The sequence below is a fragment of the Litoreibacter arenae DSM 19593 genome (assembly GCF_000442275.2).
In the GTDB taxonomy this organism is placed as follows: Bacteria; Pseudomonadota; Alphaproteobacteria; order Rhodobacterales; family Rhodobacteraceae; genus Litoreibacter; species Litoreibacter arenae.
In genome coordinates, this window is the sequence record NZ_KE557306.1 from 913,247 (window position 1) to 932,888 (window position 19,642).

Below are 19,642 nucleotides of genomic sequence, written 5' to 3' on the forward strand. Positions count from 1 at the left end.
GCATGACCGATATCGTGAACGCCCCCGCCAGATCCGACCCCCGCACCCGCCGCAACGTGGCGGTGCTGGTCGCGGCACAGGCCATTCTGGGCAGCCAGATGCCGATGCTGTTCGTGGTGGGCGGTCTGGTGGGCAACACCCTGACGCCGAACCCGTGTCTGGCGACCCTGCCGATTTCGATGATCGTGTTCGGGTCCATGACCACAGCCCCATGGATCAGCCCGCTGATGCAGCGTCGCGGGCGGCGCACGGGCTTCGTCATAGGGGCCTTGGGTGGCGCTCTGGGGGCGGCAGTCGCGGGCTACGGCCTTTATATTGGCTCGTTCCTGATGCTGCTTTTGGGCAGCTATATCAGCGGCATATACATGTCTGCCCAAGGCTTCTACCGCTTCGCCGCCGCCGATGGCGCGTCCGAACAGTTCCGGCCCAGGGCGATCTCCTATGTGATGGCTGGCGGCTTGATGTCCGCGATCATCGGTCCGCAACTCAACAAACTGATGTTTGATTTCAGCGTGATACCCTTTCTCGGCAGCTATGTCGCGATCGTGGTGCTGAACCTCGTCGGGTTGTTCCTGTTTTTCCTGCTGGACCTGCCCAACGCCGCCGCACTGGCGGCTGCCAAAACCAACGACGCCGTGCGCTCCAAACTAGAGCTGCTCAAGACCCCGCGCGTCGCCGTGGCGATCATCTGCGGCATGGTCTCCTACGCGCTGATGAACCTCGTGATGACCTCCACACCGCTGGCGGTCATGGGTTGCGGTTTTGAGGCGGACAGCGCCAACGACATCGTCTCTGCCCACGTGCTGGCGATGTTCGTGCCGTCCTTCTTCACCGGCCACCTGATCAACCGCTTCGGGGTCGAAAAGATCGTCGCCACCGGCCTTGTGATCCTCGGCCTTGCAGGGGTCGTTGCGCTGACCGGCGTGACGCTGGCCAACTTCTTCATCGCCCTCATCCTGCTGGGCCTAGGCTGGAATTTCGGCTTCATCGGCGCGACCACGATGCTGGCCTCGGCACACACCGTCTCCGAGCGCGGCGTGGTGCAGGGCCTCAACGATTCTATCGTGTTCGGCTGCGTGACGCTGGCGTCGCTGGCATCGGGCGGGTTGATGAACTGCTCCGGCGGCTCTGCGGTTGAGGGGTGGAACGCCGTCAATATCGCGATGATCCCGTTCCTGACCTTGGCGGGCGGCGCGTTGATCTGGCTGTCGCTGCGCCCGAAACAGTCGGTCTAGCTCAACAGCAACCGCCAGCGCTTGCCAAACTCGCTGAGACCCAACGCCCCCTCCGCCACGCGGGTCGGATTCTTGATGGCTTGTTGCAAGAGCGCCCGTGTCTGCCAACCTTCAGTGATGACTGACGCGGCGTCCTTGCCCAAACGGCGCTTGAGCGTGGTGGCTTTCGGCATGTCGCTCAACACGGTTTTGCACAACACCCTGACGCCCTCTGGCGTCCCGTCAACCAGCGGCCTGCGGCCCCGCGCCTCCAACTCTGGCGCGGCTTGCAGGAAGCGGGCCAGTCCCGCTGCGCGGCCATAGGCGATCACATCAGCCTTCGCGTCCTCCGGCGCCCCGAGCGCTAAGGCCCCGGCCCACATCAATAATCCGGCGGTGTTGTCCAGATAGGCCAGCAACGCCGCCTCGTCGTCGAAACCGTCCTTGTAGATATCCCAGCGGCGGGCTTGCACCAGCTCGTCCAGCAGCGCTGCCTCCCTTGCGCCGATGGCCGCACCTAGCGCCGTGGTGACTTCATGGGCACGTATCGGCTTGCCCTCCGCGATCTCTTCCAGCGCGTCGCGCCACCATTGCAGGCGCATTTCGGCGATCATCGGCTCTTGGGTCACCCATGGCGCGCGACTGACTTCGACATTCATCGCATAAAGCGGCCAGAGCACCTTCTGCGCCGTTTCCGTGCCCAGCTGTGCGGCGGAAAACCGTTCGGGATCAGCACGTTCCACCAAGGAGCGGCACGCCTCAAGAGACATGGGCGCCCTCTTGCACCAGCTTCCAGTTGATCGCGTCCAGCAGCGCCTCGAACGAGGCATCCACGATGTTTGGCGACACGCCCACTGTGGACCAGCGGCGACCCTTGCTGTCGGCGCTGTCGATGATGACGCGGGTCACGGCCTCGGTGCCGCCTTGGGTGATACGGACCTTGAAATCGACCAATCGCATGTCGTCGATCAGTGCTGAATACGGCCCCAGATCTTTCGCCAACGCCTTGGACAACGCGTTCACGGGGCCGCGGTCGGAGCCGGTCTCGTCCATGCTCTCCGACACCGATAACATCTTGTCTTTGCCCACTTTTACCACGACGACAGCCTCGGACAGACTGATCATCTTGTCGTATTTGTTCTTCCGCCGCTCCACCGTCACCTTGTAGCGTTTGACCTCGAAAAACTGTGGCAGTTGGCCTAACTCACGCCGGGCCAGAAGCTCGAACGAGGCTTGGGCGGTGTCGTAGGAATAGCCCTCGTCCTCGCGCTGTTTGATCACATCAAGAATGCGCGGCAAGGCATTGGTATCAATGTCTTTCAATCCCATTTCGGCAAGGCGTTTGCGCAGGTTGGACTGCCCTGCCTGATTGCTCATCGGGATGATGCGGGCATTTCCGACCAAAGCGGGGTCAATATGCTCGTAAGTCGTTGGATCCTTTAGGATTGCCGACGCGTGGAGGCCCGCCTTATGCGCAAACGCGGAGGCGCCCACATAGGGCGCGTGTTTGTTGGGAACGCGGTTCAGGATGTCGTCCAGCTTGCGGGAGGCCAGTGTCAGTAGATGCAGGTTTTCTGCTTTGACACCAATGGCATAGCGGGACTTGTAGGGTTCTTTCAGCAGCAGCGTCGGGATCAGGGAAGTGAGGTTGGCGTTGCCGCACCGCTCCCCCAGACCGTTAAGGGTGCCTTGGATGTGGCGCGCGCCTGCGTCGACGGCGGCCAAGGAGCCTGCGACGGCGTTGTCGGTGTCGTTATGGGTGTGGATACCAAGACGGTCGCCAGGGATGCCGCTGGCGATGACTTTCCCAACGATTTCTGTTACTTCCGCAGGAAGGGTGCCGCCATTGGTGTCGCACAAAACCACCAGCGCACCTGCGTTGAAGGCGGCGTGAATGCAGGACAGGGCGTAGTCGGGGTTGGACTTGTAGCCGTCGAAGAAATGCTCCGCGTCGAACAGGGCTTCGCGGGATTGGCTGACAATATGCTGAAAACTTTTTTCAATGTTTTCAACATTTTCGTCGAGAGTGATGCCGAGCGCGGTCTTCACGTGGAAGTCATGGGTCTTGCCGACAAGGCAAACGGCGGGGGTATTGGCATTCAGGACAGCGGCCAGAACGTCGTCATTCTCCGCCGAGCGGCCCGCGCGTTTGGTCATGCCGAACGCAGTCATGGTGGCGTTCGTCTTCGGCGCGTTCGAGAAAAATTCGCTGTCGGTGGGGTTTGCCCCCGGCCAGCCGCCTTCGATATAGTCGACGCCAAGCTGGTCGAGCATCTTGGCAATTTCGACCTTCTCAGGGGTCGAGAACTGCACCCCTTGCGTCTGCTGCCCGTCGCGCAAGGTGGTGTCGAACAGGGTGAGGCGTTCGCGCGTCAAAGTTCGGCCCCTCGATCACGTTCAATGGCCCATAGCAGGCTGCTATCAAATTTACCGTTAGGTTCCAACTCCACCCCGTCCTTCGACATTTTGACATCCACGCCAGCATTGGAAAGCTGCGCCTTGTAGTGATCTACAGCAGAGAAGTCTTTGGTTTCCATTGCTTTCTTACGTGCCGCACCAAACCAACGGGCTACGTCATGTAGCTTCGAAAGATCCGCACCATCGGCTGGGCCTTGCTCAACCCAATCTCCCAGTTCTTCCGTTAAAAATCCCATCGCTTGGGCAGATGCGAGCAAGTTGGTGACATCACCAGCGAGCGCCAGTTGTTGCAATTCTGCGAGCACACCATGGGTATTCAAGTCATCGTTTAACGGATTGAGAACCTGAGCAAGTGGTTTGCCTGCTGGAATTACACCTGCCGTCAGGGCCCGCCACTTCCGCAGCGTCTTCTCCGCCTCCTCCCGCTTCTTCTCCGTCCAGTCCATCGGCTTGCGGTAATGCGTGCTCAGCATCACAAACCGGATCACCTCGCCCGGCACGCCTTGGTCCAGCAAATCGCGCACGGTGAAGAAGTTGCCCAAGCTCTTGGACATCTTCTTGCCCTCGACCTGTAGCATCTCGTTATGCATCCAGACATTCGCGAAATCGTGGCCTGCGCATTTGCTTTGCGCGATCTCGTTCTCGTGGTGCGGGAAGGTCAGGTCGTTGCCGCCGCCGTGGATGTCGAACGCCGCGCCCAGCAGCTCGTAGGCCATGGCGGAGCATTCGATATGCCAGCCCGGACGGCCCCTGCCCCACGGGCTGTCCCAACCGGGCAGATCGTCGGAGGACGGCTTCCACAGGACGAAATCCATCGGGTCTTCTTTGTAGGGTGCCACCTCTACCCGCGCGCCGGCGATCATGTCGTCGACGGAGCGGCCGGACAGCTTGCCGTAGTCCTTGTAGCTGCGCACCTTGAACAGGACGTGACCTTCGGCGGCGTAGGCGTGGCCCTTGGCGATCAGGTCCTCGATCATCGCGATCATCGGCGCGATGTATTCGGTGGCGCGGGGCATGTCGGTGGGCTCTAAAGCGCCCAACGCGCCCATATCGTCTAGGAACCACTGGATCGTCTCGTCGGTGATCTCGGAAATCGGGCGGCCTGTCTGGGCGGCGCGGGCGTTGATCTTGTCGTCCACGTCGGTGAAATTGCGCACGTATTTGACGTTCTCCGCCCCGTATTCATGGCGCAGCAGGCGGTAGAGCATGTCGAAGACCAGCACGGGGCGAGCGTTGCCCAGATGGGCGCGCTCGTAGACGGTGGGGCCACAGACATACATTGATGCCTTGCCGTCTACGATTGGTTTGAAGACCTCTTTTTGCCGTGTCTTGGTGTTGTAGAGCTTGATCGTCATAGGAGCCTCGCGCGCGGGTGTTGCGGCGGGTTTAGCGAAACTGACCTGAGATGGAAAACGCAAAACGACCCGCCTGAGAAATCTCAGATGGTAATGCAGCAACAGATGAGTGTGCGTGTCGTCATCCGGCTTTGCTAGCAGGTCGGGCGGCATCGGTCGAGCATGGTTTTGCAGGCGATCACAAATTTCGATTTGACACGGGCGGCGCGGGCTGGCCCTTTCGGCAGATCATTGAGGGAGGCGTGCATGGATTTGTCGAACAGGATACAGGGGCTGACGGGCGGCGGTTCTGACGGGTGGGACGTGTTTTACAAAGCGCGGCGGATGATCGGCGCGGGCGTCAGCGTGACGGAGTTGACGCAAGGCGAGCATGATATCCGCACGGACCAAAGCATTCTGGACGCCATGTACCGCTCCGCCAGTGGTGGTAATACGGGGTACGCGACAGTCCCCGGCACGAATTCGATGCGCGATGCGGTGGCAGCACGACTGACTGCGCGCACCGGCGTGCATACCACACGCGACAATGTGTTGGTAACTCCGGGCGGACAGTCAGCGCTTTTCGCGTCGCATCATGCGGTGTGCGACGAGGGCGACGTGGCGCTCTATTGCGACCCCTATTACGCCACCTACCCCGGCACCTTGCGTGGCGTGGGGGCGATACCGCGTGCTGTTCCGTGCTTGCCGGAGAATGCGTTTCAGCCGACGTTTTCGGACATTGCGGAGAAATCCGCTGGCGCGAAATCGCTGCTGGTGAATACACCGAACAACCCCACGGGCGTGGTCTATTCGCGCGAGACCGTGGAGGGGATCGCGCGGGCATGTCGCGAGTATGACATGTGGTGCATCTCGGACGAGGTGTATGACACGCAGGTCTGGGACGGCACCCATATCAGCCCGCGCACGCTGGACGGGATGGCGGAGCGGACGCTGGTGGTCGGCTCCATGTCAAAGAGCCACGCGATGACGGGCAGCCGCATCGGCTGGATCGTGGCACCGGAAGACGTGGTGGAGAACCTGTTCAACCTGGCGACCCACACGACCTATGGTGTGCCGGGCTATATTCAGGACGCGGCGGTGTTTGCCTTGGGCGAAGGGCTTGCGCTGGAGGAGAAGGTCGCGGAGCCGTTCCGACGCCGCCGCGCCATTGGTCAGAACATTCTGGCGGAGCAGAACGTGGTGGGTTTGGTGCCGTCCGAAGGGGCCATGTATATGATGCTGGACGTGCGCAGCACGGGGTTGAGCGGTGAAGACTTTGCAGACAAGCTACTGGACGCGCACCACATTGCGGTGATGCCGGGCGAGAGCTTTGGCGCGTCGGCGGCAGGCCATGTCAGGGTGGCGATGACGGTTGAAGACAGCGCTTTCGAGGCGTCGCTGAAGACACTGGTGGGCTTTGCCAAGGAGTTGCAGCCATGAGTTTTCGTGAGATGCACAAACCGGGCGACCCGTTTATTCTGGCGAATGCTTGGGATGTCGGCTCGGCCAAGATGCTGGCGGCGTTGGGGGCGCAGGCGATCGGCACGTCGTCCGCCGCCCATGCGTTCACCTTGGGCAAGCCCGACGGCGGCAAGGTGGAGCGCGACGTGGCGCTGGCCCATGCGCAGGATTTAATCGCAGCGGTGGCTGTTCCCGTATCGGGGGACTTCGAGGATGGCTTTGGCGAAGCGCCGGAGACCTGCGCGGAGACGGTGCGGCTGTCCGGTGAGATCGGGCTGGCGGGGATTTGCATCGAGGACACTATAGAGGCGCCCCACCGCGTCTACGATTTCGATCTGGCCGTGGAGCGGGTGCGGGCCGCGTCCAGCGCCGCGCGGGCGCTGAAGGACGACTTCTTCTTCGTGGCGCGGGCTGACGGTGTGATGACAGGGGCCTACGATATTGACGAGGCAATCCGGCGCATCCGCGCCTTCGACGGCGCCGGTGCGGACGGGCTGTACGTGCCGATGCCCAAAAGCATGGACGACCTGAAACGGGTGATCGACGCGACGGACAAGCCGGTGAACGTGCTGGCGGCAGGGCGGTATTCCAAACACTCGCTCAAGGAATATGGAGCACTTGGGGCGGCGCGGATTTCGCTCGGCTCGGCACTGGCGCGGGCGACGCATCGGGTGATCCATGACGCGGCGCGCGACATGTTCGGCGCAGGCGATTTCACCACACTCGGCACAGGACTGTCGGGCGCTGAGGTGGACAAGCTGATTACATAAAAGCCGGAGCGTGGTGACGCTCCGGCTAACTTTTATAGACTACGCGACTGCGGTTTAGAACCGGAACGACCCGCGCAGGGTGAAGGTGTTGGCGTCGATGTCGTTACCAGCCACACTACCCACATCGTCAAACTGGTGGGTCAGGAATTCGCCGCCGACGGTGAAGCTCTCGGTCACCTTGTAGGCTGCGCCGAGGCCCAGGAACGGTCCGGATTCGTCACCAACGGAGGTGTCGGCGCGTGCCGCACCACCGGTTGCGTAAAGAAGCGTCCGGCCCATGTCGTAACCGGCGCGGATTTTAGCGCGGGCGACCGAGTCGATGCTGGCGGCACCGCCACCGAGGTCGATATCGGCTTTGTCATAATCCAGCTCGCCACCAAGTACGAAGCGGCCAAAATCGTAGTCGTAGCCCGCGTGGATACCGTAAAGGCTGTCATTGCCGTTCAGGGCTGGCACGCTGCTATCGGCATCGCCGTAGCCAAGCTGCGCACCGGCATAGAAACCGGTCCAGTCGCCGCCTGTGTTGGCGGGGGCGGGAACGGGAGCGTAGACGGGACGCTCCACAGGTGCGTCATCGAGATTGCCCGCAAAGGCCGCTCCGGCAAGGGAGGTTGCGGCGAGGCCTGCGATTGCGGTGCTGGTCAGAATGCGTTTCATGTTCTGCTCCTAGAGTTATTTCGATCGAACGTTCTCTTCACTGACGTTCACATAGAAAACGCCCGTCTTGGAGCACAGTTCCACCACGAAGTCCGGCTCAGCGAATAGTTGCACAAATGCGACAGGTGGCGGCGCGGCATAACGCCTATGCGCGCCAAAGGCTGCCACCACATCAAAGCTGGATAAAAGACGTTCATGGCGGCATCAGATCGCCTCAGAGGTCGAGTAAGGATTGATAATGCTGCGTTTTCTATTTGTTTTGGTGATGGCGTTGCTGCCGACAATCGCGCAGGCTCAGGAGAAACTGCCCTACCCCCAATACTACACCACCCTGACCAACGACTTCGCGGATATCCTCGCCCCGGAGGCGGAGGCGCAGATAAACGCCGTCCTGCAACAGGCCCGCGAGACGCGCGGGCGGGAAATGACGGTGGTGACCATCCGGTCGCGTAAGGACTACCTGCCCTCGGACAGCATCGAGAGTTTCGCCAAGGATTTGTTCAACGGCTGGGGCATCGGCAACGCGACGCGCAATGACGGAATATTGCTGCTGGTCGCCATGGACGACCGCGAAATGCGGATCGCGCTTGGTGCGGGCTACCCCGCGCGCCAGGACGGGATCGCGGCGCGGGTTATCCAGACCGAGATCATCCCCGCTTTCAAAGAAGGCCGCATAGCCGACGGCATATTGGCGGGCACAAGCGCGGCGCTGGCCCGCATCCAGCATCCCGACGACGTGCCTGCCGTCGAAACGACCCCGCAGATCGCCACCGCCCCGCGCATCATCGAACAGGCGCCAGAACCGCGGTCGGCGGGGATCGGGGCGCGGATCATGGAGTTCATAAACCGCAGCCCCATTCTGGCGCTGATGCTTGCCGCCCTTGCTGCGGTCGCCGGGTTCTTCGGCCTGCGGGGCATAAAGCGGTATCGCCCGCGCAAATGTCCGCAATGCGGCCAGATGATGCTGCGGCTGGGCGACGCGCAGGAGGACCAGTATCTGGACCACGGACAACTGGTGGAGGAGCGGATCAAGTCCAAGGATTACGGCGTCTGGTTTTGCACCAATGACGAGCATGTCACCGTGATCGGCTACCCCACGCTGTTCTCCAAGAGCAAGGCCTGCCCGGAATGCGGCTATCACACCTACGAGACCCAGCGGTTCGTACGCAGCCCTGCGACGACCACAAGCACGGGCGTGGCGCAGCTGGATCATAGCTGCGCCCATTGCAAGCACACCACCAGCGAGACGGTGTCGATCCCGATGGTGACCCAGTCCGACAACTCCAGCGGGTTTGGCGGCTCGTCCTCGTCGTCGTCATCCTTCGGGGGCGGCTCGTCTTCCGGAGGCGGCGCATCGGGCAGCTGGTAGCGTTTTGATGACGCAAACGGACCCGTTTGGCGCAAACAGGACAGCATAACGCTTTTCCGAGGCCAAAACTGGCAGCAGGGAGGACGCAAATGCACCAAGAGGGATGCATGACGGTTCTGGTGGTGCGCACAATCGGCGCACGACGCGGACGTGCAGCGCGGGGACGGCCGGCGCGGGGTTGAGCTTTACCCTGCCCTGTCCCTTATCCCTGAAAGCCTCCGATATGAACGATCAAACCTCCAGCCCTGCCCGCCGCTCCGGCGGCCGCGCCGCGCGCCGTGCGATGCGGGCCGCCCCGTTGAGTGCCGATAAACGCCCTGTTCGGGCAGGTTTGGAAGGCGGGCAGTTGCGGGTGCTCTCCGACGCCGATATTGCCCGCATCCACGAGGCCGCCCTGACGGCGCTGGAGCAGATCGGGCTGGCCGATGCGCCGGACACGGGCGTCGAGATACTGACCGGCGCGGGAGCGGTGTTGGGCGACGATGGCCGCATCCGGTTCCCGCGGGCCTTGGTGGAGGACATGCTGGCGGTGGCGTGCAAGGACATCACCCTGTGCGGACGCGGCCCGGCGAACGACCTGCACCTGACCGGCAAGAAGGTCCATTTCGGCACCGCAGGCGCCGCCGTGCATGTGGTTGATGTCGCGGGGCGCGACTACCGCGAAAGCACCGTGCAAGACCTGTTCCACGCGGCGCGGATCGCGGACCGGTTGGACAACATCCACTTTCTGCAACGCCCGATGGTGTGCCGCGATATTTCCGACAATTACGAGATGGATTTGAACACCATCTACGCCTGCTGCCGCGGCACCACCAAGCATGTCGGCACCTCGTTCACAGAGCCGGACTATGTCGCGGGGGCGCTGGAGTTGTTGCACATGATCGCGGGTGGCGAAGAGGCATGGCGGGCGCGGCCTTTCGTGTCGAACTCCAACTGTTTCGTGGTACCGCCGATGAAATTCGCCACCGAAGCCTGCCGCGTGATGGAGGAATGTATCAACGGCGGGATGCCGGTGCTGTTGCTGTCGGCGGGCATGGCAGGCGCAACCGCTCCGCAACCTGTGGCTGGCGCGATTGTGCAAGCGGTGGCGGAATGTCTGGCGGGCGTGGTCTATGTGAACGCCTTGAAGCCGGGGCATCCGGCGGTGTTCGGCACATGGCCGTTCGGCTTGGATTTGCGCACGGGCGCCATGTCGGTCGGATCGGGCGAGCAGGCGTTGTTGACGGCGGGCTGCGCCCAGATGCACCAGTTCTACGGTATCCCCGGCGGGGCCGCGGCGGGGGCGTCGGATTCCAAACTGCCGGACATGCAGGCGGGTTGGGAGCAGATGTGCTCCAACGTCATGGCAGGGCTGTCGGGGCTGAACATGGTCTACGAGGCGGCGGGGATGCACGCGTCTCTGCTGGGGTTCTGCCACGAGAGCCTCATCTTGGGCGACGACCTGATCGGGCAGGCCCTGCGTTGCGTGCGCGGCATTGAGGTGAGTGACGAAACGCTGGCGCTGGATGTGATGCGGGCAACATGCCTCGGCACGGGCGGAGCCAAGGGCGTCGGGCATTATTTGGGCGCGGAACAAACGCTGAGCCGGATGGAAAGCGACTACGTCTATCCCGGTTTGGGCGACCGGACTTCGCCCAAAGAATGGGCCGAGAAAGGCAAACCGGACCTACTGGAAAAGGCCACCGCGAAGAAAGAGTTCATATTGGCGGAGCGGTCTTTGGCGGAGTTTGACCCGGCGGTGGATGCCGCGATCCGGAGGCGCTTCAAGGTTCATCTGCCGCTTTAGCGCTGAACACAAATGAAACTTTCTGCGCCCTGCCCGCGTTATTTCGAAAATAACGGGAGGGACGACGTTGGAACCAGTCAGAATTTTGATGGAGCAGTTGGAGTCTATCGCACGCTCCTCCATCGCGATATTGCCGCAACTGGCCGTTGCTCTGCTTGTCATTATCATCACCTGGCTGGTGGTCAAAGTCGCCGTCGCCCTCCTCCGTAAAGCGCTTGATCGCAGCCGCCTGCGCCCGAGCCTGAAGGAGGTTTTCACGCTTCTCATGTCCATTTTCGTATGGGCTATGGGAATCATGATCGCCGCCGTAATCCTGTTTCCGGGGCTGACGCCTGCCAGTATTCTGGCAGGCCTTGGTATCGGCTCGGTCGCCATCGGGTTTGCCTTCAAGGATGTGTTCGAGAACTTTCTGGCGGGCATCATCATCCTGTTCCGCCGCGAGATGCGCATCGGGGATTTCATCGAATGCGAGGATATCGAAGGTAAGGTCGCCCGCATCGCTATCCGCGAAAGCCATATCCGCCAGACCGACGGGCAGCTTGTGATCGTGCCCAACGCGCTGCTGTTCAAAAACCCCGTCACCATCCGCACCGATCAGGACCTGCGCCGTGTCACCGTCATCTGCGGCGTGGCCTATGATGTGGATGTGGACGAGGCGCGGTCGGTCATTGCGGATGCGGTGGCGTCATGTTCGACCGTTTCGCAAGACGACAAGCCAATCCAGATCTTCGCGCAGGAGTTCGGATCGTCTTCGATCAATTTCGAGGTGACATGGTGGACCGGCTCCAAGCCGGTGGACACGCGCCGCTCGAAAGATGAGGTTGTGGCCAAGGTCAAGCGGGCGCTGGACGATGCAGGCATCGAGATCCCGTTCCCCTACCGCACGCTGACCTTCAAGGAGCCTTTGCCGCTTATGGGACAATCGGAAAAAGACGACGCATAAGACGCGGCGTTGCTGAAACGTCTGCTTTCAGCGTATTTCTGGAGGATCAATTCCGGAAAGAGCCGCCATGAAACCAGAGACCCCCAGCTTTCAGCCCCCCGAGGATGCGCAGGAGCGGCGGCGCGTGGCACCCGTGATATGCTACCCGCCGGACGCCCTGCCCGCGCCGGATATTGCGGCCCTGTCAAAGCTGCGGGACGGGGCCGAAAGATGCGCAAGCGTGACGGTTCCACCCAGAGATGCCGCGTGCATCGACGTGAAAGCGGGGCAGTTTTTCCGCATCCTGTCGGTGGACGGGCCGCAGGTGGGCGATCTGAACCTGTGGAGCAAGGATGATCTGACCGAGCGGTTCTATTCCGGCAAGACGCGGGCGCTGCATGGCACGCATCTGTCCACCGGCGACCGCATGTGGTCCAGCTTCCCGCATATGAGACCGATGGGCACAATCACCGCCGACACGCTGGACTGGTACGGATTCGACGCCTTCGGCGGCTCGGTCCATGATGTGATCGGGACGCGCTGCGATCCCTATACGGGGCGGCTGCTGTCCGGCACCGACTACCACCATTGTTGCCATTCCAACCTGACGCGGGCCTTGGCGGGACATTGCGACCTGCCGCTGGACGCGGCGGAGGCTCATGTGCATGACGTGCTGAACGTGTTCATGTGCACCGGCTTCACCCGCGACACAGGGCAGTATTTCATGAAGGCCAGCCCGGTGCGGCCCGGCGACTATCTGGAATTCTACGCGGAGATCGACCTGATCGTCGGCCTGTCCGCCTGCCCCGGCGGGGACTGCTCGGCGGAGCATTCGTCGGACAGTGCCGCGTGCTATCCCCTGCTTATCGAGGTTTTCAACCCCGGCAAGGCGGCACGGGCAGCGCATAGGAAGCCCGCGCCGTCAGGCTATGACCGAAGCCACGGGGCCGGTTAGCGCGGCAGCGCCGCAGCGTCTTTGGCCAGCTTGGTGATCGCGTCCCAGTCGCCTGCCTTGACCTTGTCGGCAGGTGCGACCCATGAGCCGCCTGCACAGATAACGTTCGACAGGCTCAGGTAGTCGGTCGCGTTGGACGGGCTGACGCCGCCTGTCGGACAAAAGCTGACCTGTGGGATCGGCGCGCCAATGGCCTTGAGGGCGGGCGCGCCGCCACTGGCCTCAGCGGGGAAGAACTTCAGCATGGTGTAGCCGCGTTCCAGCAGGCGCATGGCCTCGGACGCGGTGGCGGCGCCGGGGAGCAGGGGCAGGCCCGCTTCCTCGCAGGCGTCGAGCAGGCGGTCAGTGGCGCCCGGCGAGACGCCGAATTTTGCGCCAGCGTCGATAGCCGCATGAACATCTTCGGGCGTCAGCAACGTGCCAGCGCCGACGACGCCGCCGTCGACCTTGGCCATTTCCGCGATAACTTCGAGCGCGGCGGGCGTGCGCAAGGTAACTTCCAACGCGGGCAAGCCGCCTGCGACAAGTGCTTGCGCCAAGGGCTGCGCATGGGCTGCGTCATCGACCACCAAGACGGGGATGATCGGGGCGAGCTCGCAGATTTCGCGGGCAAGTTGGCTGGCGTGGAGTGGGGTCATCTGAGATCGTCCTTCGTGGCAAGCCGGAGGAGCCTCCGGCGGGAATATTTATAAAGCAATGAAGCGGGTCAGACCACCACCCCTGCCCCCTCGGCGGCGATACCGGCGGTCTGGCGAAAGATCGAGAACAGTTCGCGACCGACACCGTGCGAGTTGTCGTCGAGATCGGGCGTGGCCGCGGTGCGGGCGTCGACGCCCTCGGTCAGCACCTCCAGCGTGCCTTTCGTGGCATCAAGGCGGATCACGTCACCATCCTGCAGCTTGCCGATGAGGCCGCCATCAACCGCCTCGGGGCAAACATGGATGGCGGCGGGCACCTTGCCGGACGCGCCGGACATGCGGCCATCGGTGACCAGCGCCACCTTGAGGCCGCGATCCTGCAACACGGCCAGAACCGGCGTCAGCGCGTGAAGCTCTGGCATGCCGTTGGATTTGGGGCCTTGGAAGCGGACGACGACGATGGTGTCGCTGGTGAACTCACCCGCCTTGAAGGCATCTTTCACGGCTTCCTGCGAGTGGAAGATGCGGGCGGGGGCCTCGACGATATGACGCTCGGGTGCTACGGCGGAGACCTTGATGACGCCGCGACCCAGATTGCCGGTGAGTTGCTTCAGGCCCCCCTCGGGCGCGAAGGGATCGGACGCAGGCCGCAGGATGCGGTCGTTTTGCGTCTCGCGCGGGGTGTCTTCCCAAGTGAGTTTTCCGTCGCGCAGCTTGGGGTCTTGCGCATACCGCGCGATCCCGTCACCGATCACGGTGCGGGTGTCGGGGTGCATGAGACCTGCGTCGAGAAGCTCGCCGATCATGTAGGTCAGGCCGCCCGCCGCGTGGAAATGGTTCACGTCGGCCAACCCGTTGGGATAGACACGCGCCATCAAAGGCGTGGCATCCGAGATGTCGGACAGGTCTTGCAGATCGAGGATCACGCCCGCGGCGCGGGCCATGGCGATGATGTGGATCACCAGATTGGTGGAGCCGCCGGTGGCCATCAGCCCGACAAGGCCGTTGACGAAGGTTTTTTCGTCGAGGATGTCGCAAACGGGGGTGTAGTCATTGCCGAGGGCCGTGATTTCGAGCGCGCGCTTGGCACCGTATCTGGTCAGCGCCTCGCGCATTTCGGTGCCGGGATTGACGAAGCTGGCGCCGGGCAGGTGCAGGCCCATGAACTCCATCAGCATCTGGTTGGAGTTGGCGGTGCCGTAAAAGGTACAGGTGCCGGGGGAATGGTAGGAGGCCATTTCAGCCGCCATGAGCGCGTCGCGGCCTACCTCGCCTGCGGCGAATTTCTGGCGGACCTTGGCTTTCTCGTCATTGGGCAGACCCGATGGCATGGGGCCAGCGGGCAGGAAGATGCCGGGGATGTAGCCGAAGGTCGCGGCGGCGATGACGAGGCCCGGAACGATCTTGTCGCACACGCCAAGATAGACGGCGGCATCGAACGTGTTGTGGCTGAGGCCGACGCCAGCGGCCAGCGCGATCACGTCGCGGGAGAACAGGGACAACTCCATCCCGACTTGCCCTTGGGTGACGCCGTCGCACATGGCAGGCACCCCGCCAGCGACCTGCGCCGTGCCGCCATTGGCGCGGGCAGTGGCCTTGATCAGATCAGGGAAATCCTTGAACGGCTGATGGGCCGAGAGCATGTCGTTATAGGCGGTGATGATGCCGATATTGCCGCCCTGCCCTTCCAGCATCGGGGCCTGGTCCTCCTCCATCGCCGCGTAGGCGTGGGCCTGGTTGCCGCAAGTCAGATGGGCACGGCGCGGGCCTTCTTCGGCGGCCTGACGCATACGGGCCATATAGGTGCTGCGGCTGTCCTTGGAGCGGGCAATGATCCGCTGGGTGACGTCTTGGATTGTGGCGTTGAGCTGCATATCGACCTCCGTAGGTTAAATATGACATACGCTCGTTAGCGCTAACAGTCCAGTGTAATATCGCCGCAATCCGACAGAAGCGGGCACCCGCGCTCAATCGGGCGGCTGGCGCTCCGACTTTTTGAGGATGCCTGTCTCGACAAGATCGCGAAGCAGCCCCTTGATGGCGCTCTTCAGGCGCACCGGGTCCTCCTCGGGAAAAAGGAACCGGAACTCGGCCACCACCTCCTTGCGCGTCGCGGGCGTATCGAGCAGCCGCCAGAGCGCCGAAGCAGTTTCGTTCAGGTGATGGATCCGACCGCCTTCTTCGTCAATGAGGAATATCTGCCCTTCCAACTGTCGCACATCCAACCATTCGTTCTGTCGCAGCAATCTGGCCATTCATGCACCGCCGCCGTAAGTTTCCGCGATACATTGGGCCGCCTGTCCCACATCGCTGAACTCCAGCGTCCGCAGCTCCGCGCGGTCCATGAGCGCCGACATCTCGTCAAAGATCAGGGTCGGCGATAGATGGGTCGCGAAGTTCTGATCGATCATCCTGGCCAGAGTTTCGGCCCTCCCTGCAGGGAGGAGGCGTGCGGACACGGGGGCATCGCTGCGGCGCAATAGCACAATGGCGCGGATCGGTGCCGTGGTACCGAACGCGGCCAACTCGGAAGGTCTGAAGTTGATGTAGGCGGCATATCGATCCGCCAGCCCCATGCGGCGGTCTACAAACCGGCTGTGGTCCGGCGAGATATTTTCCGGCAAGGGCAGTCGCAACCGCGGCAGGATACCCATGGCGAGCCCGTCGTTCCCCCCCAGTTCTATGGGCAGTACATCGTCACAGAAGATCTGGTATCCGCGCAAGGCCAGTTCGGTCACCAAGGTCGACTTGCCGGCCTTCTTGCCGCTGGGAAAGATCACCAGTCCCCCACCGACCCTGACGGCGGCGCAGTGCAGGCAGAACTGGTTGGTGAACTCAAGTGCGTGCCAGTCCAGAAAGCGGTAGTGGAAGTCAGCGACCCCATCCATGACTTTTCGAGGCCCGCGCGGTGACCAATCGTCGGGTGGGGGCAGACGCTCTGACTGCCATTGAAACCTGCCATCGCGCTTGCTGAAGCGGATGATCGGCGGCGGCGTACCCTGCTCAGACACCTCTCGGACGTGCCAGCCGCGCAGGATTGATTTGAACCCCTCAAGCAGATCGTCGCAATCGTCGAACTCAACCAATGACGCGTAGGGGCCAAAATGCACCAGCCGAGCCGGGAGGGTGTCGCTAGAAATTGCTACCATGACATTCCTGTAATCCTGACCGGCACCATAACAAATGGCCCCCAGATGACGAGGGCCATTCTGACTTATGCCAAGCCATTGCGGAAAGGTCAGATAATGTCGACACTCTCCTTACAGCACGCGCTATTTGCGTGACTTGTTGGACTTACCTGACTTGTTGGATTTGCCCGACTTGTTGGACTTACCCGACTTGTTGGATTTACCCGATTTGTTGGACTTACCCGACTTGTTGGATTTACCCGACTTGTTGGATTTACCCGACTTGTTGGACTTGCCCGACTTGTTGGACTTGCCCGACTTGTTGGATTTGCCCGACTTGTTGGATTTGTCGGGGTCGTCCGGGGTCCCGGGATCCTCGATTGCCCGGGCCTCACTCACTGTGGTCATGGTTGGAATGACGAAAATCGCCGCTCCGAGACCAAGCCTTTGAAGCGCGCCGCGGCGCGTCAAGAACTCGTCGGTCAAGAATTTGTCGTCGTTAGATTTCTTTGTCATAACTTCCTCTCCTTAATACGCTGTCCTGCCGCCCGTTTTCTGCAGGCGAACCCGACTACATTGACGTAGCGTCAAGATAAAAGCAACGGGTAAGCAACTCGCCATGGTGCCGACGGGCCTGATGCGTATTGACGGAGCAGAAATAGATCCCCTGCGAGCGGTTGAAAACTGGCACAACACCGGCCCCACGGCTATCGCTGTCGCTGGTCAAGCGGTCACAGGCTTGAAGACCAGGGATGTGCCGTTGATGCAGTGGGTCTGGATGCCCTCGACGATGAGGAAGTGGCCCAAGTGACTGCCACAGCGGCGGCAATGTATCTCGGGCGTCGCGGCGTAGCCCGCGGCCATGTCGCCGTATTCGGTCACCACACCGTCGATACCCATCAGCACGTTATTGGGGATGGCGTGGTAGAAAAAGGCCCAGCCTTTCTCAAGAACGACTTTCCAGCTCCCGTCAAAGCTGGGCAGGTCACAGCCCCTGCAATGATAGGTGCCTTCATCGGTCTTGTTCCAAAGAGGGCTGGTTTTTTGCTTCTCGGTCTTGCCCTCGCGCAAGATGGCGTATTCGAGGGGGTTAAGCCGCTCACGCCATTCGGCGTCGGTGCGGGTGATTTCGTATTCAAAGGTCGACCCGCCCTCGGAGTCGAGCGCGAGCGCACTGGACGAAGTGCCCGCCGTCAGCGCGGCGGCGCTGGAATAGGCGAAAAAGCGGCGGCGGTTCAGTGAGGTATTGATTATCGACGGCATGGCAATTCCCTTCCGGTATGCGCGCCCTGCACACGCCATGCAAAGACAGTGGCAGACCACGAAGTTTCAGGTAAGACGGCGCGCCTTAGTCAAAGGGCGCACCGTCTGCATTGGGCTCAGTTGTTCATTTCGGCAGCGCTGTCGCTTTCCATCAGCTTCATTTGAGCCGCAAGGATTTGCTTGCGCGATACGGTGTCCGACGAGAAGAATGCCTCGCGCTCGGCGGCACTCATATTGCCCAGTGCAAAGCGCATCTGCGCAGCATCGACATCGCCCATGGAGCTGTCGTTCAGCATGATCTCGGCGGCGGAATTATTGCTCATGGCCAGCAGCTCTGCGACGCTTGGCGCATGACCATCAGCAAAGGATGGCGCGGCCAGAGCGATGGCAGCAGCGAAAGTAATGATGGGAAGTTTCATGGATCGGCTCCAGTTTGAAAAAATGTTGTGTCGGGATGACAACAACAGGCTAGCGCGCCGCGGCGCACCTACCCAATCACTCTGGATGACAGTGTAGTTTCTTGGCGGAACAGGACGTTACCCGACCACTTACGCAGGGTTAACCAAGCCGCACCCGCGTCCGTGACTATAAGTCAGCAATTGCGCTGAAATGTTACAGACAAAATCCTACCGATAGAGCAGCGATTTGCCGTCCGTGAAAAGATGCACCTTGGACGGGTCGGCGGTCATGTTCACCACCTTGCCGCGCACATCGGTGTGGATACCTTGCAGCTTGGCGATGACCGGCTCGTGTTCCGGCGCGGATTTGGCGAAGTAGAGCTGCGTCACTTCCCCCAAAGCCTCGACGATGGCGACGGTGCCTGCATATGCGTAGTTGTCGCCGTCGGTCTCAACCATGTCCTCGGGGCGGATGCCGACATTGACTTTCAGTCCCATGTCATCGGCGTTGGTCGGAATATTGGCGGTGATGGTGCCCTTGCCTTCGGGCAGCGCCACGGTGGTCACCTTGCCGGTCCCGACAATCTCGCCCGCCAGCAGGTTCATCGCGGGGGAGCCGATGAACTGCGCGACGAACTCGTTTTCCGGGGTCTCGTACAATTCAAGCGGGGAGCCGACCTGCGCGATGCCCTTGTTCGCCAACACCACGATGCGCGAGGCGAGCGTCATCGCCTCCACCTGATCGTGTGTCACGTAGATCATGGTAGAGTTCGGCATCGACTCTTTAAGCTGCGCAATCTCGATGCGGGTGGCGACGCGCAAGGACGCATCCAGGTTGGAAAGCGGCTCGTCGAACAGGTAGACCTTCGGGTCGCGCACGATGCTGCGCCCGATGGCGACGCGCTGACGCTGACCGCCGGACAGCGCCTTGGGCAAGCGGTCGAGGTAGTCGTCCAGTTGCAGCACCTTGGCCGCGCGGTTCACTGCCTCGTCAATCTCGGACGGGGTTTTCTTGGCCAGCTTCAACGCGAACGCCATGTTGTCGCGCACCGTCATATGCGGGTAGAGCGCGTAGCTTTGGAACACCATGGCGATGCCACGTTGCGCGGGGGGGACGTCGTTCATCACCTCGCCGTCGATCTGCAACTCGCCGGCGGTGATTTTCTCCAGCCCCGCGATCATCCGCAAAAGCGTGGACTTGCCGCAACCTGACGGGCCGACGAACACGATCAGCTCGCCCGTGGTGATATCGAGGTTGATGTCTTTCAGGACCTCGACCGAGCCGCCATAGGTCTTGCCGACATCCGTGAGTTTCAGGTCTGCCATGGT

General features: G+C 61.8%; 19 protein-coding genes. 7 read left to right on the forward strand and 12 right to left on the reverse strand.

From position 1 onward, the window contains the following. Window positions 1–2: 2 nt before the first annotated feature. On the forward strand, window positions 3–1,235 hold the full coding sequence (locus THALAR_RS04575; protein ID WP_021100320.1) for an MFS transporter: 1,233 nt from the start codon (window positions 3–5) through the stop codon (window positions 1,233–1,235). On the opposite strand, the gene THALAR_RS04580 is transcribed toward THALAR_RS04575, so the two are convergent. From THALAR_RS04580 to cysS, 3 genes are read right to left on the reverse strand one after another with little or no spacing between them, the layout of a single operon-like run. Beyond that, window positions 1,232–1,984: a squalene/phytoene synthase family protein gene (locus tag THALAR_RS04580; protein WP_021100321.1), complete on the reverse strand. Its 753-nt coding sequence runs from the start codon at window positions 1,982–1,984 to the stop codon at window positions 1,232–1,234. The two genes, THALAR_RS04575 and THALAR_RS04580, sit on opposite strands and share 4 nt — an antisense overlap. Next, window positions 1,974–3,590: a citramalate synthase gene (cimA, locus tag THALAR_RS04585; protein ID WP_021100322.1), complete on the reverse strand. Its 1,617-nt coding sequence runs from the start codon at window positions 3,588–3,590 to the stop codon at window positions 1,974–1,976. The genes THALAR_RS04580 and cimA overlap by 11 nt, the downstream gene beginning before the upstream one ends. Beyond that, window positions 3,587–4,987 carry a cysteine--tRNA ligase gene (cysS, locus tag THALAR_RS04590; protein WP_040817214.1) on the reverse strand — a complete coding sequence of 467 codons (1,401 nt, stop codon included), beginning with the start codon at window positions 4,985–4,987 and terminating at the stop codon, window positions 3,587–3,589. Before cysS ends, cimA begins: the two co-directional genes overlap by 4 nt. A gap of 246 nt (window positions 4,988–5,233) precedes the next feature. Here cysS and THALAR_RS04595 point away from each other — a divergent pair, with 246 nt between their 5' ends. Further along, window positions 5,234–6,406, forward strand: coding sequence for a pyridoxal phosphate-dependent aminotransferase (locus tag THALAR_RS04595; protein WP_021100325.1), 1,173 nt, complete (start codon window positions 5,234–5,236; stop codon window positions 6,404–6,406). Next, on the forward strand, window positions 6,403–7,197 hold the full coding sequence (locus THALAR_RS04600) for an isocitrate lyase/PEP mutase family protein (RefSeq protein WP_021100326.1): 795 nt from the start codon (window positions 6,403–6,405) through the stop codon (window positions 7,195–7,197). The genes THALAR_RS04595 and THALAR_RS04600 overlap by 4 nt, the downstream gene beginning before the upstream one ends. A 54-nt stretch (window positions 7,198–7,251) precedes the next feature. Here the strand turns inward: THALAR_RS04600 and THALAR_RS04605 are convergent, their stop codons facing one another. Next, window positions 7,252–7,854, reverse strand: a complete 603-nt coding sequence (locus THALAR_RS04605; protein WP_021100327.1) for an outer membrane protein — start codon at window positions 7,852–7,854, stop codon at window positions 7,252–7,254. 238 nt (window positions 7,855–8,092) lie between these two features. On the opposite strand from THALAR_RS04605, the gene THALAR_RS04610 reads away from it, so the two are divergent. The 4 genes from THALAR_RS04610 (at window position 8,093) to THALAR_RS04625 (ending at window position 12,886) form a co-directional block, all read left to right on the forward strand. Next, window positions 8,093–9,223, forward strand: coding sequence for a TPM domain-containing protein (locus tag THALAR_RS04610; RefSeq protein ID WP_021100328.1), 1,131 nt, complete (start codon window positions 8,093–8,095; stop codon window positions 9,221–9,223). 223 nt (window positions 9,224–9,446) lie between these two features. After that, complete coding sequence (locus THALAR_RS04615; protein ID WP_021100329.1) at window positions 9,447–11,009, forward strand: trimethylamine methyltransferase family protein; 1,563 nt, start codon at window positions 9,447–9,449, stop codon at window positions 11,007–11,009. Between the two features lie 88 nt (window positions 11,010–11,097). Further along, window positions 11,098–11,952, forward strand: coding sequence for a mechanosensitive ion channel family protein (locus tag THALAR_RS04620; protein WP_040817218.1), 855 nt, complete (start codon window positions 11,098–11,100; stop codon window positions 11,950–11,952). A gap of 67 nt (window positions 11,953–12,019) precedes the next feature. Next, entirely contained in the window at window positions 12,020–12,886 is an 867-nt protein-coding gene (locus tag THALAR_RS04625; protein ID WP_021100331.1) for an urea carboxylase-associated family protein, read from the forward strand. Here THALAR_RS04625 and THALAR_RS04630 read toward each other — a convergent pair. The 8 genes from THALAR_RS04630 to THALAR_RS04665 form a co-directional block, all read right to left on the reverse strand. Beyond that, a complete protein-coding gene (locus tag THALAR_RS04630; RefSeq protein WP_021100332.1) occupies window positions 12,883–13,524 on the reverse strand; it encodes a bifunctional 4-hydroxy-2-oxoglutarate aldolase/2-dehydro-3-deoxy-phosphogluconate aldolase in 642 nt (213 codons plus the stop codon). The genes THALAR_RS04625 and THALAR_RS04630 overlap by 4 nt on opposite strands. Window positions 13,525–13,592: 68 nt before the next feature. After that, the gene (gene edd / locus THALAR_RS04635) at window positions 13,593–15,398 is read right to left on the reverse strand and encodes a phosphogluconate dehydratase (RefSeq protein ID WP_021100333.1); all 1,806 of its coding nucleotides are present in this window, start codon (window positions 15,396–15,398) and stop codon (window positions 13,593–13,595) included. A 93-nt stretch (window positions 15,399–15,491) separates the two neighbouring features. Then, window positions 15,492–15,779, reverse strand: a complete 288-nt coding sequence (locus THALAR_RS04640; RefSeq protein WP_021100334.1) for a PqqD family protein — start codon at window positions 15,777–15,779, stop codon at window positions 15,492–15,494. Then, window positions 15,780–16,673: a phosphoenolpyruvate carboxykinase (ATP) gene (locus THALAR_RS04645; RefSeq protein WP_051153567.1), complete on the reverse strand. Its 894-nt coding sequence runs from the start codon at window positions 16,671–16,673 to the stop codon at window positions 15,780–15,782. A 123-nt stretch (window positions 16,674–16,796) separates the two neighbouring features. Beyond that, a complete protein-coding gene (locus THALAR_RS04650; protein WP_021100336.1) occupies window positions 16,797–17,168 on the reverse strand; it encodes a hypothetical protein in 372 nt (123 codons plus the stop codon). A 207-nt stretch (window positions 17,169–17,375) separates the two neighbouring features. Then, a complete protein-coding gene (locus tag THALAR_RS04655; protein ID WP_021100337.1) occupies window positions 17,376–17,915 on the reverse strand; it encodes a peptide-methionine (R)-S-oxide reductase in 540 nt (179 codons plus the stop codon). Between the two features lie 116 nt (window positions 17,916–18,031). Further along, a complete protein-coding gene (locus THALAR_RS04660; RefSeq protein WP_021100338.1) occupies window positions 18,032–18,334 on the reverse strand; it encodes a hypothetical protein in 303 nt (100 codons plus the stop codon). A 207-nt stretch (window positions 18,335–18,541) separates the two neighbouring features. Further along, window positions 18,542–19,639: an ABC transporter ATP-binding protein gene (locus tag THALAR_RS04665; RefSeq protein ID WP_021100339.1), complete on the reverse strand. Its 1,098-nt coding sequence runs from the start codon at window positions 19,637–19,639 to the stop codon at window positions 18,542–18,544. Between the last annotated feature and the right edge of the window lie 3 nt (window positions 19,640–19,642).